Annotated in this window: 13 protein-coding genes; all 13 read right to left on the bottom strand. The window is 56.4% G+C overall.

Annotated features, from left to right (window positions below; all coding sequences use genetic code 11):
• Nucleotides 1-4 precede the first annotated feature (4 nt).
• The 13 genes from QMG16_RS05905 to fbaA all read right to left on the bottom strand — a co-directional run bounded on the left by QMG16_RS05905 (nt 5) and on the right by fbaA (nt 21,354).
• Nucleotides 5-1,273 (bottom strand): efflux RND transporter periplasmic adaptor subunit, encoded by a 1,269-nt coding sequence (locus tag QMG16_RS05905; RefSeq protein ID WP_281792942.1) that lies wholly within the window; start codon nt 1,271-1,273, stop codon nt 5-7.
• A gap of 436 nt (nt 1,274-1,709) precedes the next feature.
• On the bottom strand, nt 1,710-2,408 hold the full coding sequence (locus QMG16_RS05910) for a potassium channel family protein (protein ID WP_281792943.1): 699 nt from the start codon (nt 2,406-2,408) through the stop codon (nt 1,710-1,712).
• Nucleotides 2,409-2,546: 138 nt separating this feature from the next.
• A complete protein-coding gene (locus QMG16_RS05915; protein WP_281792945.1) occupies nt 2,547-3,791 on the bottom strand; it encodes a cation:proton antiporter domain-containing protein in 1,245 nt (414 codons plus the stop codon).
• 25 nt (nt 3,792-3,816) lie between these two features.
• A complete protein-coding gene (locus QMG16_RS05920; protein ID WP_281792947.1) occupies nt 3,817-4,902 on the bottom strand; it encodes a hypothetical protein in 1,086 nt (361 codons plus the stop codon).
• Between the two features lie 170 nt (nt 4,903-5,072).
• On the bottom strand, nt 5,073-6,545 hold the full coding sequence (locus QMG16_RS05925; protein WP_281792948.1) for an alpha-amylase family glycosyl hydrolase: 1,473 nt from the start codon (nt 6,543-6,545) through the stop codon (nt 5,073-5,075).
• 252 nt (nt 6,546-6,797) lie between these two features.
• Nucleotides 6,798-7,880, bottom strand: a complete 1,083-nt coding sequence (gene ydiK, locus QMG16_RS05930) for an AI-2E family transporter YdiK (protein ID WP_281792950.1) — start codon at nt 7,878-7,880, stop codon at nt 6,798-6,800.
• A 127-nt stretch (nt 7,881-8,007) separates the two neighbouring features.
• Nucleotides 8,008-10,731: an MGH1-like glycoside hydrolase domain-containing protein gene (locus QMG16_RS05935; RefSeq protein ID WP_281792952.1), complete on the bottom strand. Its 2,724-nt coding sequence runs from the start codon at nt 10,729-10,731 to the stop codon at nt 8,008-8,010.
• Nucleotides 10,732-11,033: 302 nt separating this feature from the next.
• On the bottom strand, nt 11,034-13,427 hold the full coding sequence (locus QMG16_RS05940) for a mechanosensitive ion channel family protein (RefSeq protein WP_281792953.1): 2,394 nt from the start codon (nt 13,425-13,427) through the stop codon (nt 11,034-11,036).
• A 32-nt stretch (nt 13,428-13,459) separates the two neighbouring features.
• Entirely contained in the window at nt 13,460-15,214 is a 1,755-nt protein-coding gene (locus tag QMG16_RS05945) for an aldehyde ferredoxin oxidoreductase N-terminal domain-containing protein (protein ID WP_281792955.1), read from the bottom strand.
• Nucleotides 15,211-15,654, bottom strand: a complete 444-nt coding sequence (locus QMG16_RS05950) for a 4Fe-4S binding protein (RefSeq protein WP_281792957.1) — start codon at nt 15,652-15,654, stop codon at nt 15,211-15,213. The genes QMG16_RS05945 and QMG16_RS05950 overlap by 4 nt, the downstream gene beginning before the upstream one ends.
• Complete coding sequence (locus QMG16_RS05955; RefSeq protein WP_281792959.1) at nt 15,651-17,774, bottom strand: glycogen debranching protein; 2,124 nt, start codon at nt 17,772-17,774, stop codon at nt 15,651-15,653. Before QMG16_RS05955 ends, QMG16_RS05950 begins: the two co-directional genes overlap by 4 nt.
• A gap of 13 nt (nt 17,775-17,787) precedes the next feature.
• A complete protein-coding gene (locus QMG16_RS05960; protein WP_281792961.1) occupies nt 17,788-20,286 on the bottom strand; it encodes a glycogen/starch/alpha-glucan phosphorylase in 2,499 nt (832 codons plus the stop codon).
• Between the two features lie 30 nt (nt 20,287-20,316).
• Nucleotides 20,317-21,354: a class II fructose-bisphosphate aldolase gene (gene fbaA / locus QMG16_RS05965; protein ID WP_281792963.1), complete on the bottom strand. Its 1,038-nt coding sequence runs from the start codon at nt 21,352-21,354 to the stop codon at nt 20,317-20,319.
• Between the last annotated feature and the right edge of the window lie 124 nt (nt 21,355-21,478).

Raw genomic sequence — 21,478 nt, forward strand, 5'->3', positions numbered from 1 at the left:
GGTCCTAATCCTTCTTGGGTGCTGGGGTTGGTACAGGCTTTGCCTCGGGCTTGGGAGACGAAACCGACTGGGGCGTAGATTCAGCTTCCACGGATTTGGGATTGACCAGCATACCCTCTTTGACCTTCTGAAGCCCCTCCACGATCACACGTTCACCCGGCTGCAGCCCGCTGGTGATGACCCACAGGCTGTCCACACGCTCGCCGGCTTTAACGGACCGAATGCTGACCTTGTTTTCCGGCCCCACCACCGCGACCTGATAGCTCCCTTGAAGCTCCATGACAGCCCTCTGAGGAACCATGATGGCGCCTTTCTTAGTGTCGGTAACGGCGCGTACCCGACCGAACTGGCCCGGCCGCAGGATATCCCCGGGATTGGGGAAAAGAGCCGCAATACGAATCGTGCCGGTCTTTACGTCCACTTGCCTCTCGGCAAAGGAAAACTCTCCTTTATAAGGATATACGCTGCCATCTGCCAGGATAAGATCCAGCTTCGGGCGTTCGATGTCGGCCTTAGCCCCGGTTTTGGCGAGATCCCGGGCCAACGCCATATATTCCTGCTCGCTGATGGGGAAATAGACCTTGATAGGATCCACAGTGGAAACGGTGGTGAGATCCCCGGTCTGGGTCGGACCGACCAGATCGCCCACCTGGGCGTTGGCGCTGCCGGCAATGCCGTCGACGGGCGAAGTGATCTTGGTGAAACTGAGATTCAGTTTGGCCTGTTCGACGGTTGCCTCCGCAGCCTGAACTCCTGCCTTGGCGGCAAGATTGGCCTGGACCGCGTCATCGAGCTCCTCTTGACTGATGGCGCTCTCCTTGGCGAGGGGCCGGTAGCGTTTGACATCCAATTCGGTTTTTCCCAATCTCGCCCTGGCTATCGCAAGTTGGGCTTCGGCCTGGTCCAATGCCGCTTTGAACGTCCGTGGATCGATCTCGAAAAGAAGATCGCCCTTTTTCACCGATGCGCCTTCTTTGTAGGCCTGCCTGGAGAGATATCCCGTCACCTGTGCCCGAATTTTCGCATTCACCAGCCCCTCGGTGGTTCCAACCCATTCGGAATAAACGGGTACATCCTTTTGCGTAACGGTCACGACCTCGACTTCAGGAACGGGTGGTGTCTGTGCCGTCACATTCCCCACCAACCCGCCAACAAGAACGAACAAGACACCGGCCAGAAATATCCCGAGCAAGCCATTCCCTGCGGGAAACAGCCGGAACAGACCGCGCTCACTCCGCCAAGGTTGTACTTCAAACCGCTTTTCCTCTCGCATATGATCGCTCCTGAACAGTTCCGATTTAAAGAGTTAACATGCCAAAAAGACAGGATTGATTTTCCCAAACGAAGGTAAGGACAGGAATGCAAATATTAAGAAATTATTTCAAAATTCGCTCATACCGTCACCTTGGCGGAAGCCAGGGTCCAGCTCTATCGGGAATGCCTGGATTCCGGTTTTCACTGGAATGACGATCAAGGGTATTCGGACCGTTTTGAGATAGCTTCTAAATTCCAGAGTAAACATTGCACTGCAACCCTGGAGAACTTTGAGAGAGTCGCAACGACACAGCTGACGGTAAGACTATTACCTGGAAAGCAGAGGAAACAATATTGGACCTTAGTCCAATATGCCTGACAGAACGTGAAAGCAGAGATGACGGGAACGCTGCTTTGTTCTTTATGGTTGCAGGTTCGTATATGCGCGGGTGGTTTCATCCCTGTTCATTACCTTCATTCCTACAACTTCCCCCTTTGTACAGACTCACCAACCGTGCCACCACCACAACCAGGTACATCTGACCGCTTATGGCTTCGGCCACGGCCAGCGCACGAGCGGGGCCACCGACGGGTATGATGTCTCCATAGCCCAGCGTTCCCAGTGTCACGAAGCTGAAATAGATCGTATGTGCCAGCGGGTTCTGTCTGCTTTCAGCAAGAGGCAAACTCTGAAAGGAAAACGATCCGGGCCACTCTTCCTCGAGGATGCAGAAGAGCAGCCCGCACATGACACCGAGAATAAGGTACAAATCGAGGGCGGCAAAAATGCGCTCGGAGGTGACAGATCCCTCGCTCAGTATGAAACGAAGCATGACACAGACGGATACCAGGCAAATGACTGCGCCGATTCCCTGGCTGGTCGCAAGGAGCGGTTCGTAATCCAGCAGGGCATGCCCCCCCCTCGCAACAAGAACCAGCGCCAGAAGCCCCAGCCCTACATAGGTCCCGAAACTGAACAGTGTGATAAGAACCGCCGCCAGGATGTTGAGAGCCAGGAAGACCTCCATAAATCTGGTACTGAGCCCCTTCGCCGCAAACACCGGCGCGGCCACCATGGTAATGAGCAACGAAAAGAAGAGACACGCAAAACGTCGCCGGCTGTAACGATTCGTCAGACTGCGAATGATGGACATTGGTCATCGTTCTCCTCGTGGTCATCGCCCCATTTCGCCTTCGGCCGGAAGAACGATTGTGGATGAAGCATCATTCCCCTGGATCCGATTCGACAACATACTCATGTTCAGGAAACGGAACCTCTCCCTGCCGCCGATCTAGGAAAAAGGTTCGGGAGCGACCACCTCCAGATGTTCAGGTGCGGTGGCATCCAGCGTCGCGATCTTTCGGGCGTAGAGTCCGATCCCCGGCAAACTACTCAACCCGTGGGCGAAGATACTCAGTAAAACCGCCGCCATCACTGCCAACCTGATCGTGGATTCTCCCGGCAGATGCGACTCCTGCTCCAAATACACCAGACCGAGCACGATGGAAGCCAGCCCCCGCGGGCCGAACCAACCCATGAAGACCGTTGTGGCCATGCTCAGGCGCATCCCGATGAGGGCAATCGCCACGGGAAGCATCCTCACCACTGTCAGGCTCATGACAGCATAAACCACGAGTGGCATGCTGAATTGCTCCAATACACGGGCTGTAAGCATGCCAAAAAGAAAGAACACAAAAAAATCAAGCAGCCGCCCCCAACCTTCGGTGAACTCGACGCTCTGTTTCGCGGCCTCCCTGAAACCGATCTGAACGGCCATTCCGGCGACATAGCCGGCGATGAACATGCTCGCACCGATGGGCTCGCTCCCTATCACACAAAGGATCGGCAGCGCCACGAGCCCCAGTGGCTGTAAGGACTCAGACATCCACTCCTTGCGTTTCGCCAGTCCCAAAAGCCACCCACCCGCCAGGCCGATCAGTGCGCCGACCAGAGCGCCGAAGCCGAGCTGCTCTATAACGAAGCGCATCAAAACAGCACCCGCGCCCTCTGTGCCCACCTCGGCCAGGGCGATAAAGCACATCAGGAAGGGAACCGACAAGCCATCGTTGAGACCGGCTTCCACGCTGAGGGCCTGTCGAATGCGCACCGGTACCCGCGGACTGCTCACCACCACCTCCCCCAGGCCGGCGTCGGTCGGAGCGAGGATGGCTGCGAGGATACTCGCTTCCCAGAGCGACAGTTGAGGGAAAATAATGACCGCCCCGATCGCGCCAAGCAGGATAGTCGGCAGCATACCGATGCTCAGCAATCTGACGGGCAAACTCTCGTTGCTCTTGAGAACCTGGAGATTGATCCGGGTGGCATCGGAAAAGAGAGTCAGCACCAGCCCAATTTCGGCGATCAAAAGAAAAGTTTTCCGGTCTGCTTCAAGTTCGCCCAGTACAGGCAAGGCGCGAACGAGCAGAATCCCTACAGCGGTAAAGACGATGGGCGCAGTGAAGACGGTCTGCTCCAGACGTCTGGAGACCAGGCTGTAGATAAAAACCAGCAAAACGAATATGGCCATGATGAGCATGGTTCACTCCTGCAAAGCCGGCACTTTATCCCGCTGGGATCGTCACGATCGGCGCCCCCTCCTTGCCACCCGTTTCCACAAGAGTGAATATGAACATGAGGAAGGAAAACATGCGCTTGGATGGCAGGTCCCGGTCATCGATCCAGAACCAGTAATCACGGTAGGGCACCGCGACGAACGCATCGGTGATTTTTTCGCGGGAGCTGTGAATTCGGATCAGGGGGATCAAAGGACTACCAGGGTCAGCCTCTTCTATGTTCGTTGGGTTGACCCGCTTTTCCTCTACGTGGATATCAGGGACCTCGATATAGGAGGCGAGATCGACGATGATTTCGAGAATGGAGCGGCTCAGAATCGCCAATTCCCGGTCGTTTTTCGCTATAGATGCATACACGACGGCAAACTCCTGTGCCTTGGCGTCAAGACCCAGCATCTTTCTTACGGCAAGGCTGTCCTCTTCGGTAGCCTGATCCAGCTTACTGCGGAAGGTCATGAGCGTAGCTTCCTTCTCGTTCGTTTTCTGAACCCGCAGGCCGATGGCCCCTGAAACCTGAAGCCTTCGAAGTCTCTCGATCAGCGGGTAGAACTCGGGATCTGCGGGACGTGCCCGTGCCGCACCTCCGTAGCGGTTCCTGATCCCATTTATGGAATGAACGCAGAGTCTCAGCACCAGATCGACAGGGTAATTGGCCTGGATCAGGCTCAGGATCGCTGCAGGAGGGATCGGGGTCATGAGACTCCGGGCGAACTTCTCTCCTGTAATCGGACTGTAAGTGATGGTAGGACGATCAATGTAGCGGGCAGCGCCCCCTGCGGTCTGACTATTTGTTAGACCGGCGGTGATAGGATCTGCCCAGGTCAGTCGGAGGTCTACCTGGCTCTCGACGGAATACTGGTTGATGACCGAGGCAACATCGAGGAAGGTGGGAGTATCCCCGTAGCGGAGCTTGACCATGTTGACCAGCATCTGAGCCTTCCAGGAATCGGAAATGGCGGAGGTATAGTCGAACCGGTCGCGAGCAACGGTGTACGGCCCGACGCCCGCACACCCCATGAGAGAGAAAAGGAGGCTGATGAGAACAGCCGTTTTGAACTTTTTCTTAACAGTCATCCCCCGGCGCTCCTTTCGCAGCAAAGATCTTTGGCGGATTCTAATATCCCGTTATTCACCACGGAGACACGGATTACATGGATAAGATTTTGGAATTCTTATGGAATTTCTCTGTAATCTCTGTGCTTCCGCTCCGTGGTGAATGGGGATTTCAAGAGCGACTCACTCCGTTACAGCCATTCCAGAAAATGGAATCCCCAGGCCGGAAGATCCACGTAAAGCCCCTGACCGTACATCTCTTCTCCATCACGCTCGTAGACTTCGGTCGTGAAAATGTCTTTCAACCGCCACATTTTGCCTTTGAGATCCTCCCACGGGACCCTCACATTCCCCTGCGAAGGCACATCAGAGAGGTTCACTACAATGAGACAACGCGAATCCCCCTTGTGCCAGCACCAGGAAACCAGGTTCAGGTAGCCTGGATTGTCCGGCCAGCCCGTGCGTTCACAGAGGCTCCAAGCCCCCTGGAGGAAATCTCCCCTGCGCAACGCATCGAGCAACTGACGGTAGAACGCAAGCAATGCGGCATCGGGCGTCTCCTCCGGACGCCGGGCTAAAAAGACGGGCAGACGCACTTTCCTCCCCTCCAGTTGCCCTTCATGGATCAACCTGGCTCCCGGCAGCGTCAGAACCGTCACTGCCACAGCCCGGTGCTTTTCGGGCGTGAATGTGCCGGCAGCCCGGGGCTCATCATGGTTCTCGATAAAGCGGACCAGTTTTTCCTGGTAGGCGAGGTCCGCACACAAGTGCAGCCGCACGCTCTCGGCAGGGTCGTGCTCCAGGCGGTCGTAGAGCCGTTTGTCGTAGCAGTAGTCGAATCCCTGCTGCTGCAGTTCCCATTCCAGGTCCCAGTAAGCTTCGGCGATGAATTGGAACCCGGATTGTCTCTTCTTGACGGCGGGGATGATTTCGGACCAGTAGTCGGCCTCGGGCCTGGATCCGGCACGATTGCCCCAGGTCCTCTCGAAAATGGAGTTCATCAGGAGCATGGCCATATCGCAGCGCACTCCGTCACATTGCTCGGCGATGCCGGAGAGGGTTTCGATGACGGCCGAGCGCAATCCCTTGTCAAACGCGTTCAACTGAAGCACATCAGGCCAGGCGGGAAAATACGGATCGCGGCCGCAGGCGTAGATCCTTCCTGCAAGCGAAACAAAGGACCGTGGATCGGTCTTCAGATCCTCCTCGTTCCCCAGGATGAAGTATGCGGGTTGTTCTTCCACCCACGGGTGATCGGGCGCCACATGATTGGGCACGAAATCGAGGATGAGGCGCATTCCCCGCTGAGCAAGCTTCTTTCGGGCCAATTCCAAAGCCTTGGGGCCTCCAAGGTGTGGATCGACCTCGTAGCGGCGCACACAATAAGGGGAACCCACGTTGTCTCGGTCCGTAAAGTCGGGGAGAGCCCGCCTGAAGTCGGCCAGAAGTCCATCGTTTGCCATGGAAATCCGGATGCCCTCGGGACTGCGCTCCCAGACCCCCATGAGCCAGACGGCGTCAAAACCGAGAGCGGCGATTTGATCCCACTCGGCATCGGGAACCGAAGCGAGGGTCAGTGCACGCCGCTCCCTCCGGCTGAGCTCGTCAAGCCAGACCCAGGTGTTGATCTCGTAAATGAGCGGATGTTTTGGCCAGGATCCCATGATGCACCCTCCTTTCCATCCCTCGATAAAGTTTGTTCATAAACTGCGCTTTTCTCTCTTCTACGCAAGGACTTTGACTCTGAGAGGCTGTCTGAAAATTCTTCTGCTTGGGAGCCGAACCTGCTTCGATTCCCCCCTTGAGGAGGGGCCAAGGGGGGTGTTTTTCTGGTTCACGAAATCTTGACACCCCCCTACCTCCATCAAGGGGGGAATTTTCGGACATCCTCTGAGAGGTTTTCGTCTGAGAGCCTGTCATGATTCTTGCTCGGGAGACGAATCACCTTCGACGATTTCCTCATCAATCCATGCCGATAGCAAGGTGTGGCCTACGGCGAGCACCACCGGGCCCACGAAGATGCCTATCAGACCAAACGCGATCAGGCCGCCGACCACACCGGAGAAAATCAACAGCAGAGGAAGATCGGCACCCTTTTTGATCAGAACGGGGCGCAAAAAATTGTCCATGGTTCCGACCACCAGAGCCCAGACGAGAAGAAGTGTGCCCCAGCCTGTGCTGCCGGTCCAGTAGAGCCAGATCACAGCAGGGATCATCACGAGCAGCGGACCGACCTGGGCGATAGCCGTCATGAATATCAACGCCGTGAGGATGGCGGCAAAAGGAACTCCGGCGATGGCGAGTCCTATACCGCCCAGGACCGACTGAGCCAGGGCGGTCACAACGACTCCAAGAGCGACGCCTCGCACGGCTTGACCAGCCAAAAGGATCATATTCTCCCCCCGTGCTCCCGCTAAGCGGCGTCCAAAACGCCTCATCCTCGATGCCGCATGCTCACCCCGGGCATAAAGAAGTGCTGAAAACACCACGGTCAGGAGGAATTGCAGGACCAGGCTCCCGAAGCCACCCACTTCCGTGATGAACCACCGGATGGCGCTGCCCCCGTATGGGGCCAGCTTCCTCATGAACTCCTGTATTCCCATCACGGCAGCCTTTTCCCATGCCACCATAAGGTTAGAACCAAGGAAAGGCACCTTACCCACCCAGGCAGGCGGAGGCGGCACCTCAAATTCGGACAGAAACCTGACCCACCCGGCTATCCGATCGGCGTTGGACACAATGGTGCTGATGGCCAACCAGAGAGGTACCACCAGGACGCAGAGAAGGACCACAGTCATCACCGCCACTGCCAATGAGCGCCGTCCCCAGAGCCGGCCCTGGATTAAGATCATCAACGGCCAGGTCGCCGTCACGATCGTCACCGCCCAAATCGCAGCCCCCAGGAACGGTTTGAAAATCCAGAGCGACGTGCCGATCAGGGCTCCGAGGAAGAGCACCGCGAGAAAGATACGGGTGATGTCATCCCGGGGCTTGGTCATGGGAAATTCCTTTCGAAAAGTGCTCGCCATCCGGCCGTTGCGTCAAAGCAAAGCAAAACCAGGCAAAAAGAAGGAACCGCAGAATGTACCTGGCGGTGAATGAAGGAGATGCAAACTTCTCCCAGCTTCAGGGGCGTTGGATGCCTACAAAAGCCCCGCGTTTGCCGGCCTCCAGGACCTTCTGGGGATCGAGCCGGCCAAAAAGCTCGATCATCCTGGCAACCAATCCCGTCCAGCCGGTCTGGTGGCTCGCACCGAGCCCCGCTCCATTGTCACCATGGAAGTATTCATAGAAAAGGATATGGTCTCGCCAGAGGGGATCGCTCTGGAACTTCTCCGTCCCCCCATACACCGGTCGTCTTCCTTTTTCATCCCGAAGGAAGATGCGGGTAAGCCGGCTGGCGATCTCTTTGCTCACCTCGAAGAGGTTCATCATCTTTCCTGAACCCGTGGGGCACTCGATCTTGAAATTGTCCCCATAATAGAGATAGTAGGAGAGAAGCGCCCTGATGATGAGAGCGTTGACGGGCATCCAGATGGGTCCCCGCCAGTTGGAATTTCCGCCGAACATTCCGCTGTCCGATTCCGCCGGCAGGTACTGGACCCGGTATTCCTCCCCGTGCACGGAAAAGACGTAAGGATGATCCATGTGGTAGCGGGAGAGAGCCCGTATGCCGAAGGGACTTAAGAATTCGTTTTCATCGAGCATCCGGGTGAGGATCCGCCGCAGTCTTTCCTGGTTTACGAGAGCGAGAATGCCGCGATTCGCGACACCCCAATGGCCCGGCCCCGTGGCGTGCAAGCTCTCGAGAAGCTCCGGCATGCGTTTGACACGCTTGAGCCAGCTCTCGGTAACACGAGGCACCTGCTTTCTCTGCCACTCTTCGATAACCGTCGTCGCACAGAGGGGGAGGAGCCCCACCATGGAGCGCACCTTGAGCCGCTGAGCACTCCCATCGGGAAGTCTCAGGATGTCGTAATAGAATCCATCCTCTTCGTCCCACATACCATCCTGCCCCATGCGGTTTATTCCCGAAGCAATCCAGGCAAAGTGTTCAACAAACTTGGAACAGAGATCCTGATAGCTCAGATCGTGGGCAGCCAGTTCGACGCTCAACTCGATCATGTTCTGACAAAAGAGGGCCATCCAGGCCGTGCCGTCGGCCTGTTCAAGATACCCTCCCGTGGGCAGGGGCGCACTCCGGTCGAAAACCCCGATGTTATCGAGCCCCAGGAATCCGCCTTCAAACACATTTTTACCGAACCGGTCCTTGCGGTTCACCCACCAGGTGAAGTTCAGCATGAGCTTGGCAAAGGCACGCTTCAGGAAATCGATGTCCGCCTTGCCGTGCAGGGCCTGCTCAGTCGAGTGAAGGAAGAGCGTCGCCCATGCATGAACCGGCGGGTTCACGTCGCTGAAATTCCACTCATAGGCGGGGATCTGGCCGCTTGGGTGGAGGTAGACTTCCTGGAGCATGAGATTCAGTTGGTCCTTGGCGAAATCCGGATCGACCACCGAAAGAGCGATCGTGTGAAACGCCAGGTCCCAGGCGGCATACCAGGGATATTCCCACTTGTCCGGCATGGAGATAACGTGGTCGTTGACCATGTGAAACCACTCCCGGTTCCGGAGCTGGCGGGCATGACCGTGAAGGGGATGAGCATGGTGATCTTCGAGCCATTTGTCGGCATCGAAGTAGTAATACTGCTTGGTCCAGAGCATACCGGCCAGGGCCTGGCGCATGACGTTGGCCTCGTCTTCGCCGACAGATGGAGGGGTAACGGACCGGTAGAATTCGTCGGCCTCACGAAGCCTGGCCGCAAAAACTTCATCGAAGGACTTTCCGAAGGGACTGCCCTTCAGATTCATTGACGCATCCGAAAACCTCAACCTGATGACGGCTGTCTCCCCGGCGCCGATGCTGAGAGCGTAATGGGCGGACGCCTTGGTCCCCGTCTGCTCCGGGTTCACCCCCTGCAGATTCCCGTGAAGCACATAGTCATTGATCCCGTCTTTCACGTAGGGACCGGCATTGGGTGTCCCGAAAAGGCGTTCGTTGTTTGTCTCGTTTTCCGTGAACAGAAGAGTCGGTTCCCCTTCACAGCTAAGGGTGTAGTCCTGGAGCGATTCCTGGAAGAGGGGGTCGGTGTGGTGAGCGTGGATGACACTGTGCTTTGCGCCTTCAATGCGACGGAGAACGGGCTTTGAGCCTCCGTCCGACCAAGACCAGGTGTTGCGGAACCAGAGGGTAGGCAGAACGTGAATGGGAGCCGCATCGGGCCCGCGATTGCAGACGGTGATCTTGATCAACACGTCCTCGGGAGCCGCCTTGGCATACTCCACGAAAACATCGAAGTACCGGTCGCCGTCAAAGACCCCCGTGTCGAGAAGCTCATACTCCATCTCGTGCCGTGAGCGCCCGCGGTTGGTCTCCACCAGGTTCGAGTACGGAAAAGCCTGCTGGGGATACTTGTAGAGGAATTTCATGTAAGAGTGTGTGGGCGTGCTGTCGAGGTAAAAATAGTATTCCTTGACGTCTTCCCCGTGATTCCCCTCGCTGTTGGTGAGCCCGAACATCCGTTCCTTGAGAATGGGGTCCCTTCCGTTCCAGAGGGCCAGAGCAAAACAGAGCACCTGGTGGTCGTCGCAGATTCCCCCCAGGCCGTCCTCACCCCAGCGGTAGGCACGGGAGCGGGCCTGGTCGTGGCTGAAATAGTTCCAGGCATCCCCATTGTCACTGTAATCTTCGCGAACCGTTCCCCACTGGCGTTCGCTCAGGTAGGGTCCCCACTTCTTCCAGGAAATCTTTTCATCCCGAGCCTCTTCAAGTCTTTTGTGTTCTGCAGTCATGGCGTACTCTCCTTTCAACAAAAGCAGGTGGCCAATCACACGCTCTCGTTTTCCCGGAATTCGATTCAAGGACTGTTTCACAGGTCGGTTAAAGGATCGACGATATTCTCTGCAGTCAGCAGGCTTCAACCGCCAAGGTATTGAAATAAAAAACTTATACTACACTGATTCGAGCAAAATCCATCTTTTTATCATCCCGGTAAAAATTCATGAACATTGACCTCAGAACAGTGATTCCCCGGATAACGGACCGCACGGCAGACAGTTCACCAGAATCTATAGAAGGCTCGCAACGAATGGGACTACTCAGGCTTTTTCTTTTCAGTCGATTGAGCCAGCGCCTCGGCCTCAGCCTGAGCGATGGCAGCAGCGGCGGCAGCCCCGGCAGCCGCCAGGGACGTGCCCTGTCCTCCAGAAGATTCAGGGCCGGAGGCAGGCTGCGGCGGCAGGTAGACGGTCACGTTTCGCTGGGCGAACTCGATTCCTTTTTCCTTGAAGGCTTTCTGGATCCGGTGGAAGACCTCGCGGCGGAGAATGAATTGCTCGCCGGGAATACATTTGAATTTCACACGCATGATCATGGCGGAGTCGTCCATGGCCCGCACCCCAACCGACTTGATGTCGCTCAGCAAAACGCTTCCGAACTCTTCTTCCTTCATTTGCTTGTTGATCTTCTTGATGATTTTGCGGATTGCGTCGGGATCGGTATCGAAACGGACCCGGATGTCGATTTTTTCGATGATATAATCGCGGGTGAAGTTTTGCACCATTTTGAGATCCCCGAAGGGGACGACGAAAATTTGCCCACGCGGATGCCGGAGCCTGATGGAACGGAGGGATATATGCTCCACTGTGCCCTTGGCGGTACCGGCCTCGACGTAGTCTCCTACCCGGAAGGCGTCGTCGATCAGAAAAAAGACGCCGGCGATGATGTCCTTCACCAGTGTCTGGGATCCAAAGCCGATGGCAAGACCTACTACCCCGGCACCGGCAAGGAGAGGCGCGATGTTCACGCCAAGGGAGGCGAGGATACTGAAACCGATGACGATAAAAAGGAAAGCCATAATGAATTTACGAAGCAGCAAAAGGAGTGTGCCGCTGCGGGAACCTCCTGAACCTCCTGCGCCTCCCTCTTCGCCTTCATCGCTCTCAAACGGAATTTCCTCTTTTATCCTCTGGTCGATGCGGGCCTTCACGACTTCCCAGGCAATCAACCCCAGAACCAGCGCGATAACGACGCCAAGAACGTTTCTGGCGAAGATCCATCCGAAGTCGAACTCGATGCCCCAGAGTTCAAGGGCCGCAAAGAAAAGGAAGATCAGGAGCACCGCCCGAAAGGCCTTGCGAATCACAGGGAAGTAGATGCTCATGTCTCTTCCCGATTTCTTGTCACGACGATCCGAGGACATTCCCAACGACTTTCCCGACCCTGCACCTGCACTTTCATCCGGCGTCGAGAGATCGATCACCTCTCGAGGCTTTCCACTCAACCATGTAAGTATCTGCTGCAACCACTGATCCATGCCGATGCAGAGGGGAACGAGGAAGAGGCTCAAGATGAGCTTGCGAATCGTTGCGTCGGCGTAGGTGAGAACCCTCACCCACCAGTATCCGCCGACCGCCAGTGCAAAGAAGACCGCCGGATAGTGCCAATAGTTGGCGCAGCTTCGACGAAGCAGTTGCGCAGAAATGGAGTCCGGGGTTCCGAGCGGACAAATCGCCATTGCCACGCGATGCCGGACCTGCCAGATCATCACGGCGAGAAGGATGCTCACGATGGGGCCGGCGGTGGAATAGACGAACAGGAACAAATCCCGGTTTGCTCCGGATTTTTGCAGGGCCAGAGCCAGGGCGGACCCCGGAATGACGGATGCGCTTATCCAGATGATCCAATTGTAGAGGAACCGCGCATCGGAATCGGATATGAATAACAGCCGCAGTTCGGGGGCCTTGGGAGATGCAATCACCCGAGCCGTTATTTCAACGATCCGGAAGTAATAGGTGAGAACGACAGCGCTTGAGACAATATATGCGGTTTGTTTCTGCCCGTAGATGATGAAATACGTCAGGAAAGTGACCAGCACGTACACAGCAAGCCCAAGAATGTCCAGTGCCAGCCTTGAAAGGAAGACGCCCGCCTTCTCCCACCCGAAGCGTGGGATCCCTGCGAGCAACTGGCTCCGGAGTTTTTCGGTCTTACGCAGCAGAACACGTTCCGCGGCCCAGCCCATGAGAATGATGAAGACGAGCAAAGCCATGGCCGTAAGGAATGCATCAAGTCCTTTGCCTCCTACGAGTTTCTCCCATACATCCGTCTCCGCTGCCATATGAGCACCGGCAACAATCCTGCCAAGTTGATCGGAAAGAGCGGCCAGATCACTCTGTGCCGCAAAGAAGCCGAGGACAAGTGCCGGCTCTTTCCCTACCACCTGTTCCGTGGATTCCTTGCTGCTTTTCTCGGTTGCCTTTTCTTTGAGCTCAGCGGCAAGCAACCGCCTGGCCTGTTCGTCGCTGATTCCGGCAAGGTAGCCGTCGACCTGTTCCGGGGTGAGGTTTGCAGGGATTTTTTCTTCCTTGGGCGGAGCCTTTGACTTTACCTTCCCAAAACCTTGCGCCCACCCGATGGTAGCGCTCGTGAAAAAAAGGCTTCCGAGAAACACAATGCATCCGATCTTCCTCCATGGCATGAAGGCCATACTCTGACTCCCCTTGGCAGTTATCTTCATTATTAGTAAGTCTCACACTCATCGCGAGCAAGAGCCAGGATCGCTTCTGCGTAGGCGTCCTTGATCTCATTCAGGTAAATCCCGTCTATCCGCCCCCTCCAGGTCTCGACTTCGAGGAAACGTTTGGGTATCGAAACGGTATGCGGATCGAAGCCCGTGCGGAGACGCATTCGCCATCGGAGTTTCTGGACCTCGCCGGAAACAGTGCCGATCCGGTCGGAAAGCGTCGTATAGCCGACGGAGCGCAGGCAATCGGAGATGACCTGCTCTTTGTAAACGCCTCTGGCGAATAAGCAGCTCACCAGGGAAGTAAGAAGCACTCTCGCCCGCTCGTCTTCAACCAGAAACCGGACCGCACCGGCTACATCCGGTTCTTTATCTTTCTGATCGTAAGAGTAACCGCCTGTATCCAGATGAGAATGCCGAAGGCCAAGGGCCTGAGAGACGAAAAAGACCTCACCGGTGGCATAGCCTGCCATCTCCTGACCGAGCACACAGGCGAAATCGGCTCCCCCGTAGTGCTCGGCGGCCTTCATGGTCCCCTGTCCGAGAATCCGGTAAAAATCGTTGGAAGACGCACCAAGGTGTTGGAACGCTTCCCGGTAGGCAGTCTCATCACCGAACCTAAGGGGGACGATGGTCTCCTTAGTCGAAATGATGCCTTTCTCAAGGGCCTCTGTGGCCCACGCCAGGGCGACCCCGGCGGACATGATATCGAGCCCCTCTCTCTCAACCGTATCGAGGAGAGCAAGCACGGAGAAGGCATTGGTCACATGGAGCATCGCGCCAGCGGCAAAGATCGGTTCATGGTCGTAGGAAACCTGCCGATAGAGGTAACGGTTCTCTTCTCTGAACCGCTCCCGGACAAATCCGACGTGAATGCATCCGACGGGGCAGCCGGCACAGGCTGCGTTGCGCAGCAGAGTGTCCCGGGCAAAGGTCTCACCTGTGATCCCTTCGATATCCGGGTCGCTAGTCTTCTGGAGGTTCCGGATGGGGAGAGCGTGGATGCCGTTCAAGACCGCCATGTTGATGGGGGTGCCGAAGTTGTGGTACTTTTCCATCATATCGGTGTCCGTCATTTTCCGATGCACCTCGGCAAAGAGCTTCGGATATTCTTTCCCCTCGGGAAGCGGGAACGCACCGTCCCCCATGATCACGATGCCCTTGAGGTTCTTTGCACCCATCACCGCGCCGCACCCGAGCCTTCCGAAATGGCGATAAGTGTCCACGTTGATACAGGCCATGGCTGAGCGGTTCTCGCCCGCCGGCCCGATTCTCAGGATACTCCGGTGCCCCGACCCCTTATACATGCGCCGGAGCATCTTGCCGGTTTTGATTAGATCCATGCCCCAAAGGAAGTGAACGTCCCTGAGATCCAGGTGGCGTGAGCCCACTGACAGGCAGGAGGGCGTGGGTGCCTTGCCCCGGATCACCAGTGCGTCGAGGTCCGCAAACCGAAGTGAGAGAGCGGAGCGCCCCCCGCCGTGGCTTTCGGCGTACTGATCATGGTAAGGAGACTTGAAGGCGCAAACGGTCTTGCTCATGAGCGGAAAGTACCCGGTGAGCGGGCCTATGGCGAAGATAAGCGGCTGTTCGGGATCGTCCCACGGCCGGTCCGAAAGCCCGTACTTCTCAAAGAGCATGGCCGCTAGCCCGCTCCCGCCCCCCACGGTATCCCGGCCCTCGAGGTTTTCAATGCTGCCGCGCCCCGTGGCAAGGTCGACTGAGAATATCCTGAAATGGTCCCTGATCATGATGCACCCTCCTGAGCGTCGTTGTATTCCGTTCCTCCAGCTCCCACGTCCATCAGTTCGAGACAGTCATGCGGGCAGAATGGGACACAACGCCCGCAGTGAATACACACGAACGGCTCTCCCGTAAAATCGAGAAAAACAGCATCTACCGGGCAGGCCCGGGCACACTCTCCGCACCGGATGCAGAGGCTCTTTTTCACGATTACTCCTCCTCCTTTCCGCTGTGAATAGGCACCGGTGGGGCAAGCCGCCGCACATGGAGCAGGCAGGCAGGCAAGACAGGTTCTGGCTTCAAATCCCGTGGAGAGGCCCCCGGATGACGATATCCGGATTCCTGCCGTATCCCATGAGAGGTTCTTGTGCACGAGGCGGGCACAAGCCAGGGAGCACGAATGACAACCGATACACCGCTCCATTCTTGGTGCCGTGAGTATTTTCATACATGCCTCCTTACATCTGGTCCTTTTGTTTGGGGATGCGCCGCTCGCCGTCGCGAACGGACTGAATTTAACCGCTCCAGCACCACGATCGACCGGGCTTTCACCAAATGCCGGAGACTGGAGAGAGGATGTCCCTTTCCTGTCTCAGCAATGTCATCGGGACTTGAAAGGCTGGTATCCACAACGCGGCGCCACTGGTCCGCCCGGCCTTCCCGTATGGTGAAAACCAGGTCCTCCCAATGGGCGTTGATCATCACATAAAGGTCGCTGTTTTCGAGCCTCTCCCCACGCAGGAAGTAGGCGAGAGACCGTGAGTCGGAGGAAAAGTCCACTCTCCCGGTTGTTCCATACCACTGGACATCTTCACGCCAGTAGCGACCGCGCCCGATAGACGGGTGGGCCTTTCGGAATGCGATCATACATCTGAAAAAGCGGAACATATCCCGGTTGTGCTCGAGGAGATCCCAATCCAGCCAGGTGATTTCGTTGTCCTGGTTGTAAGGGTTGTTATTCCCTTGCTGAGTGTTCATGAATTCATCACCGGCGCAGAACATGGGTGTGCCGTTGGCGAGCATGAGCAGGCAAAAGAAGTTTTTGATCTGTTGCTTCCGCAATGCCATAACTTCCCGGGAAGCCCCCGAATCGCCTTCCCAGCCGCAGTTCCAGCTCAGGTTGTCGTCTGTTCCATCCGTGTTGTTGTGGCCGTTGGCTTCGTTATGCTTTTGGTTGTACGCCACCAGGTCGTAGAGGCAAAAACCGTCGTGGGCGGTAATGAAATTCACGCTCTGGTAGGGGCGGTAAACCTCCACGGGACCGTCCGGAAAAAGGTCGTCACTGCCGTACAGGCGTTGCATCAGAGCCCCGATCATGCCCGCGTCCCCCTTCACAAAGGCGCGGATATCGTCACGGAATTTCCCGTTCCACTGCCGCCACGTGAGACCGGGGAAGCTTCGACCGAGCAGGTAACTGCCGATATCCCATGCCTCGGCGACGAGCCTGACGTCACGCAAATACCCGAGCAGACCGATTTCACCGATCAGCGGCGGATCCAGGGTGTTCATGGAGCCATCGAGTGCGCGCGCAAATATCGAGGCCAGATCGAAGCGGAACCCGTCCACGTGCATCTTCCCCGCCCAGTGTTGCAGACTGGACAGGACAAGCGCCCGAACGATGGGATGCGCGCAGTTCAGTGTGTTGCCACAGCCGGTGTCGTTGATATACTCGCCGGTATCCTGCCTGGTAAAGTAGTAGCTTTTATTGTCGATACCGCGATAGCTGTAGGTCGGACCACCATCGCCGGCCTCGCTGGTGTGGTTGTAGACCACGTCAAGCCACACCTCGATTCCAGCAGTGTGAAAAGCCTTCACCATGGTGCAGAATTCCCGGTACGGGTCGCCCGAGGCGTAGTCATGGTGGGGTGAAAAAAAATTGAGCGTCATGTAACCCCAGTAATTGCCCTCCTGTGGATCGAACTGGTGGACGGGAAGGAGCTCCACCACGGTAATTCCGAGCTCCTGGAGATAAGGGATCTTCTCCATCAGCCCGGCAAAGGTCCCTCGTTTTTCCGGGCTCACACCCGAGTTGGGCCTTGCGGTGAACCCTTTCACGTGGAGCTCATAAACGATGAGATCGTGGGTATGGCGAGGACGGCAGTGCCCGCTCCAGTCGAAGGACATTGGATCCCTGGAAAGCCTTCCGAGAGGCGCCATCCCATCGGTGGAACCCGGCCTTGAAGCTGAGGATCGGCTGTATTGCGGCGGGAAATAGACGGAAATCGCGAAGGGATCGAGGAGCACCTTCCGAGCATCGAAACGGTGGCCGTTGGACGGGTCGTAAGGCCCGTCGATCCGGTACGCATAGAGAGTGGCGCCGCGAAGCTCTTCCTCTGGTATTCGGCAATGCCATATCAGGCCGGTCTTGTTGAGGATGGGATCAAGAACACGGTGGTGGACCGGGCAGACGGGATCCCGCTCGGTGTAGAGCAGCAAAGTGACACTCGTGGCGTTGCGCGAGTACAGGGCAAAATTATACGCCTTCTCCAATTCCACCCAGCTCGCCCCAAGCGGCCATGGAGCCCCCTCGACTCGTTGCCATTCATCCGTTGCGCGCAAAGGTCCCATTTCTTCTTCTCGATTACTCCAAAGTTACAGGAACGGGTTCGACCTTCCAGATGTCCTTGCAATATTCACGGATTGCCCGGTCGGAGGAAAACTTGCCCATGCGAGCAACGTTAAGGATGGACATGCGGGTCCAGCGTTCTTGGTCGCGATAGGCTTCTTCGACCTGCCTTTGGGCATCCATATAGGCTCCGAAATCGGCCAACAACATGAACGTATCGTGGAAAAGGAGCGAATCGACCAGGGGGCTGAACAGTTCCTGGTCGCCGTTGGAAAAATAGCCCGAACTGATGCGTTCGATGACCGCCTGGAGCTCCGGGTTGCTCCGGTAATACTCCATGGGCTGGTATCCGTTCTTCTGAAGCGAGGTCACATCCTCAGCCGTCAGTCCGAACAGGAAGAAGTTCTCGGCACCCACTTCCTCCCTGATTTCGACGTTGGCCCCATCCAGGGTTCCGATGGTCAGAGCCCCATTCATGGAAAACTTCATGTTTCCCGTTCCAGAGGCCTCTTTCCCGGCGGTGGAAATCTGTTCAGACAAGTCCGCGGCTGGATAGATGAATTTTGCGTTCTTGACATTGAAGTCGGGAAAGAAGACGACCTTGAGCCGCCCGTTCACATCGGAATCATGGTTGACCACATCGGCCACGGAATTGATCAGTTTGATGATCCGCTTGGCCATGAAATACCCGGGAGCGGCTTTCCCCCCGAAGATGAAAGTCCTGGGACATACATCATATGCGGGATCCTGTTTGATCCGGTTGTACAAGGCTATGATGTGGAGAACGTTCAGATGCTGACGTTTGTACTCGTGGAGACGTTTCACCTGGATGTCAAACATCGAAGAAGGATCCACTTCGATCCCGGTGCGTTCGCGGATCAGCCGGGCGAGATTTTTCTTATTCTCGAGCTTCACCCGGCGCCACTCCTCGCGAAAAGCGGGATCGTCGACAAACTTCTCGAGTCGCCTGAGCTCCTCCGGCCTGCTGACCCAGGTCTCACCGATTTTTCCGGTAATGAGCCGGCTGAGTCCAGGATTGCTCAAAACCACAAAGCGGCGCGGTGTGACCCCATTGGTCTTGTTGTTGAACTTTTCAGGCATCATCTCGTAGAAATCGCGCAGAACCTCTTCTTTGAGCAAGCGGGTATGGAGCTCCGCCACCCCGTTGACGGCATGGCTGCCGACGCAGGCCAGATGCGCCATGCGCACGTAGCGTTCACCGCTCTCGTCGATGAGGGACATCCTGGCCACCCGATCTTCGTCCCCGGGGAACCGATTCCTGACCTCATCGAGGAAACGCCGGTTGATCTCGTAAATGATTTCCATGTGCCTGGGGAAAAGTCCGGCGAACAGGTCAACCGGCCACTTTTCGAGGGCTTCCGGAAGAAGGGTATGATTGGTATAGCCGAACGTATTGCACGTGACCTCCCATGCCGGTTCCCAGTCCATACCGTTTTCGTCCACGAGAAGACGCATCAGTTCGGCAACGCCTATGGCGGGATGGGTATCGTTGAGCTGGATGGCGAAGTGACTGGAAAACCGGCTCAGGTCACCTCCGAGCAGTTTGTAAATCCGCACCATGTCCTGGAGGGAACAGGAAACGAAAAAATACTGTTGTTCAAGCCGCAACTGTTTGCCCTGGATGGGTTCGTCATTGGGGTAGAGCACCTTGGTGATGTTTTCCGAATAAATCTTCTGATCCACGGCCCCATAGTAGTCCCCCACATTGAAGGCCTCGAACTCAAAGGATTCAACCGCCTCGGCTTTCCAGAGCCTTAACAGGTTGCAGGTATTCACACGGTATCCCAGGATGGGAGTGTCGTATGCGACCCCCTTCACGGTCCTGTAGGGAATCCATCGAACCCGGTAGCGGCCCTGCTCGTCTTCATAGGGCTCGGTGCGCCCCCCAAAATTCACGTGATAGGTGATCTCCGGTCGAGCGATCTCCCAGGGGTTGCCCAGTCGGAGCCACTGGTCCGTGTGCTCCACCTGCCAGCCGTCCCGGATTTCCTGGTCGAAAATACCGAACTCGTAGCGGATGCCATATCCCATGGCAGGGATCTCGAGTGTTGCAAGGGAATCGAGATAGCACGCCGCCAGCCTGCCCAGCCCCCCATTGCCAAGCCCGGGCTCCTCCTCCTGGTCGAATAGGACCTGAATATCAAGCCCCTCTTCCTCAGCAGTCCTTCGAACATCCTCGTAAAGGCCGAGGTTGATCAGATTGTTTTCCAAGTGGGGACCCAGAAGGAATTCAGCCGAGAGATAACTGACGATCTTGATGTCCTCCCTCCCCAGTTGCTCAACGGTCCTGATCCAGCGATGCAGAAGCTGATCCCTGACCGTGTAGGCAAGAGCCATATAGAGATCGTTCCTGCTGGCACCCATTGGAAAGCGGCCCTGGGTGTAAAAGACGTGTTCGCGAAAAGTGCGCCTCAAGCCTTCAAGACTCATGTCTGAACGACCACCGACACAAACATCCGCTGCTGATTGCCTGGCTTCGAATCTCTTGACCATTTTGCAGCTCCATGATGCTCTGGATGAAAATCACTTCACGGCACAGAGGGTGGTGCCTACCCCGCGGAGGGCGGTCACAGCCATTTTGACCCTCTCGGCCATGGACGCCTCAGCCATGGCAAGGTAAGACCGGGGATCATATTTCTTCTTGTTGCCCACTTCACCGTCTACCTTGAGCACTTCGTCGTAGTTCTTGAACATGTGGTCGACTATGGCCCGTGTGAAGGCATACTGGGTGTCCGTGTCGATGTTCATCTTCACGACGCCGTAATCGATGGCTTCATGAATCTCTTCCGGAAGCGAACCGGAACCGCCATGGAATACGAGATAGAACCTCGCATCCTTGCCATATTCTTTTTCAACGGCATCCTGGCCATCTTTGAGGATAGACGGTTTAAGCTTCACATGTCCGGGTTTATAAACTCCGTGAACATTGCCGAAAGTGGCGGCAAGAAGAAACCGTGATCCCTTGACGGCTCCCAGACGTCGGGCGACCTGCAGCATGTCTTCAGGCGTGGTGTAGAGCTTCTCGGCGGGTGCGCCTTCCGCTTTGATTCCATCCTCCTCGCCGCCGACCACTCCGGCCTCGACCTCTAAAATCAAGTCGTTTCGGTGGCAGCGATCGAGAAGCGGAACGGCAATGTCCAGGTTTTCCTTCAAGGGCAGAGCGCTTCCGTCAAACATGTGACTGTTGAAAAGGTTGGGAAGCCCGGCCTTCCGACGTCTCTCCGTTTCCTCCACAAGAGGGATGAGAAAACTATCCAGCAGCTGGGCCTGGCAATGGTCCGTGTGCAGAGCGACGTATATGTCATAGCGGTCGGCGACCCTGTGGACATGCTCCGCTATGGAAATGGCCCCCAGCACCATGTCCTTCACTGATGACCCGGAGGCGAAAGCCGCTCCCCCTGTCGAAACCTGAACGATTCCATCGCTTCGGCTCTCGGCCAGTCCTTTTAAAACGGCATTGGCGGTAGTGAGGGAGCTGACGTTGATCGCCGGATAGGCAAAGTGGTTTTCCCTGGCTCTATCGAGCATCTTGCAATAGGTTTCATAATCAGCGATTGGCATAGGGCCTCCTGTTCACTGGGAAACACGGTTAACAATCCGGCCGATGCGGCCGGCGCCCGAGGCGTGAAAGGCTGCGGGCACAGCGAGAGCAATGTTGGCTCCCGACCTCCACGCTCATGCGATG

The organism is Desulforhabdus amnigena (genome assembly GCF_027925305.1).
In the GTDB taxonomy this organism is placed as follows: Bacteria; Desulfobacterota; Syntrophobacteria; order Syntrophobacterales; family Syntrophobacteraceae; genus Desulforhabdus; species Desulforhabdus amnigena.

Coding starts and splice junctions, on each gene's coding strand:
- QMG16_RS05955 (WP_281792959.1), bottom strand. CDS start 17,774: ATGGGACCTTTGCGCGCAACGGATGAATGGCAACGAGTCGAGGGGGCT.
- QMG16_RS05925 (WP_281792948.1), bottom strand. CDS start 6,545: ATGGGATCCTGGCCAAAACATCCGCTCATTTACGAGATCAACACCTGG.
- QMG16_RS05940 (WP_281792953.1), bottom strand. CDS start 13,427: ATGGCCTTCATGCCATGGAGGAAGATCGGATGCATTGTGTTTCTCGGA.
- QMG16_RS05910 (WP_281792943.1), bottom strand. CDS start 2,408: ATGTCCATCATTCGCAGTCTGACGAATCGTTACAGCCGGCGACGTTTT.
- QMG16_RS05935 (WP_281792952.1), bottom strand. CDS start 10,731: ATGACTGCAGAACACAAAAGACTTGAAGAGGCTCGGGATGAAAAGATT.
- ydiK (WP_281792950.1), bottom strand. CDS start 7,880: ATGACCAAGCCCCGGGATGACATCACCCGTATCTTTCTCGCGGTGCTC.
- QMG16_RS05905 (WP_281792942.1), bottom strand. CDS start 1,273: ATGCGAGAGGAAAAGCGGTTTGAAGTACAACCTTGGCGGAGTGAGCGC.
- QMG16_RS05960 (WP_281792961.1), bottom strand. CDS start 20,286: ATGGTCAAGAGATTCGAAGCCAGGCAATCAGCAGCGGATGTTTGTGTC.
- QMG16_RS05920 (WP_281792947.1), bottom strand. CDS start 4,902: ATGACTGTTAAGAAAAAGTTCAAAACGGCTGTTCTCATCAGCCTCCTT.
- QMG16_RS05915 (WP_281792945.1), bottom strand. CDS start 3,791: ATGCTCATCATGGCCATATTCGTTTTGCTGGTTTTTATCTACAGCCTG.
- fbaA (WP_281792963.1), bottom strand. CDS start 21,354: ATGCCAATCGCTGATTATGAAACCTATTGCAAGATGCTCGATAGAGCC.
- QMG16_RS05945 (WP_281792955.1), bottom strand. CDS start 15,214: ATGATCAGGGACCATTTCAGGATATTCTCAGTCGACCTTGCCACGGGG.
- QMG16_RS05950 (WP_281792957.1), bottom strand. CDS start 15,654: ATGAAAATACTCACGGCACCAAGAATGGAGCGGTGTATCGGTTGTCAT.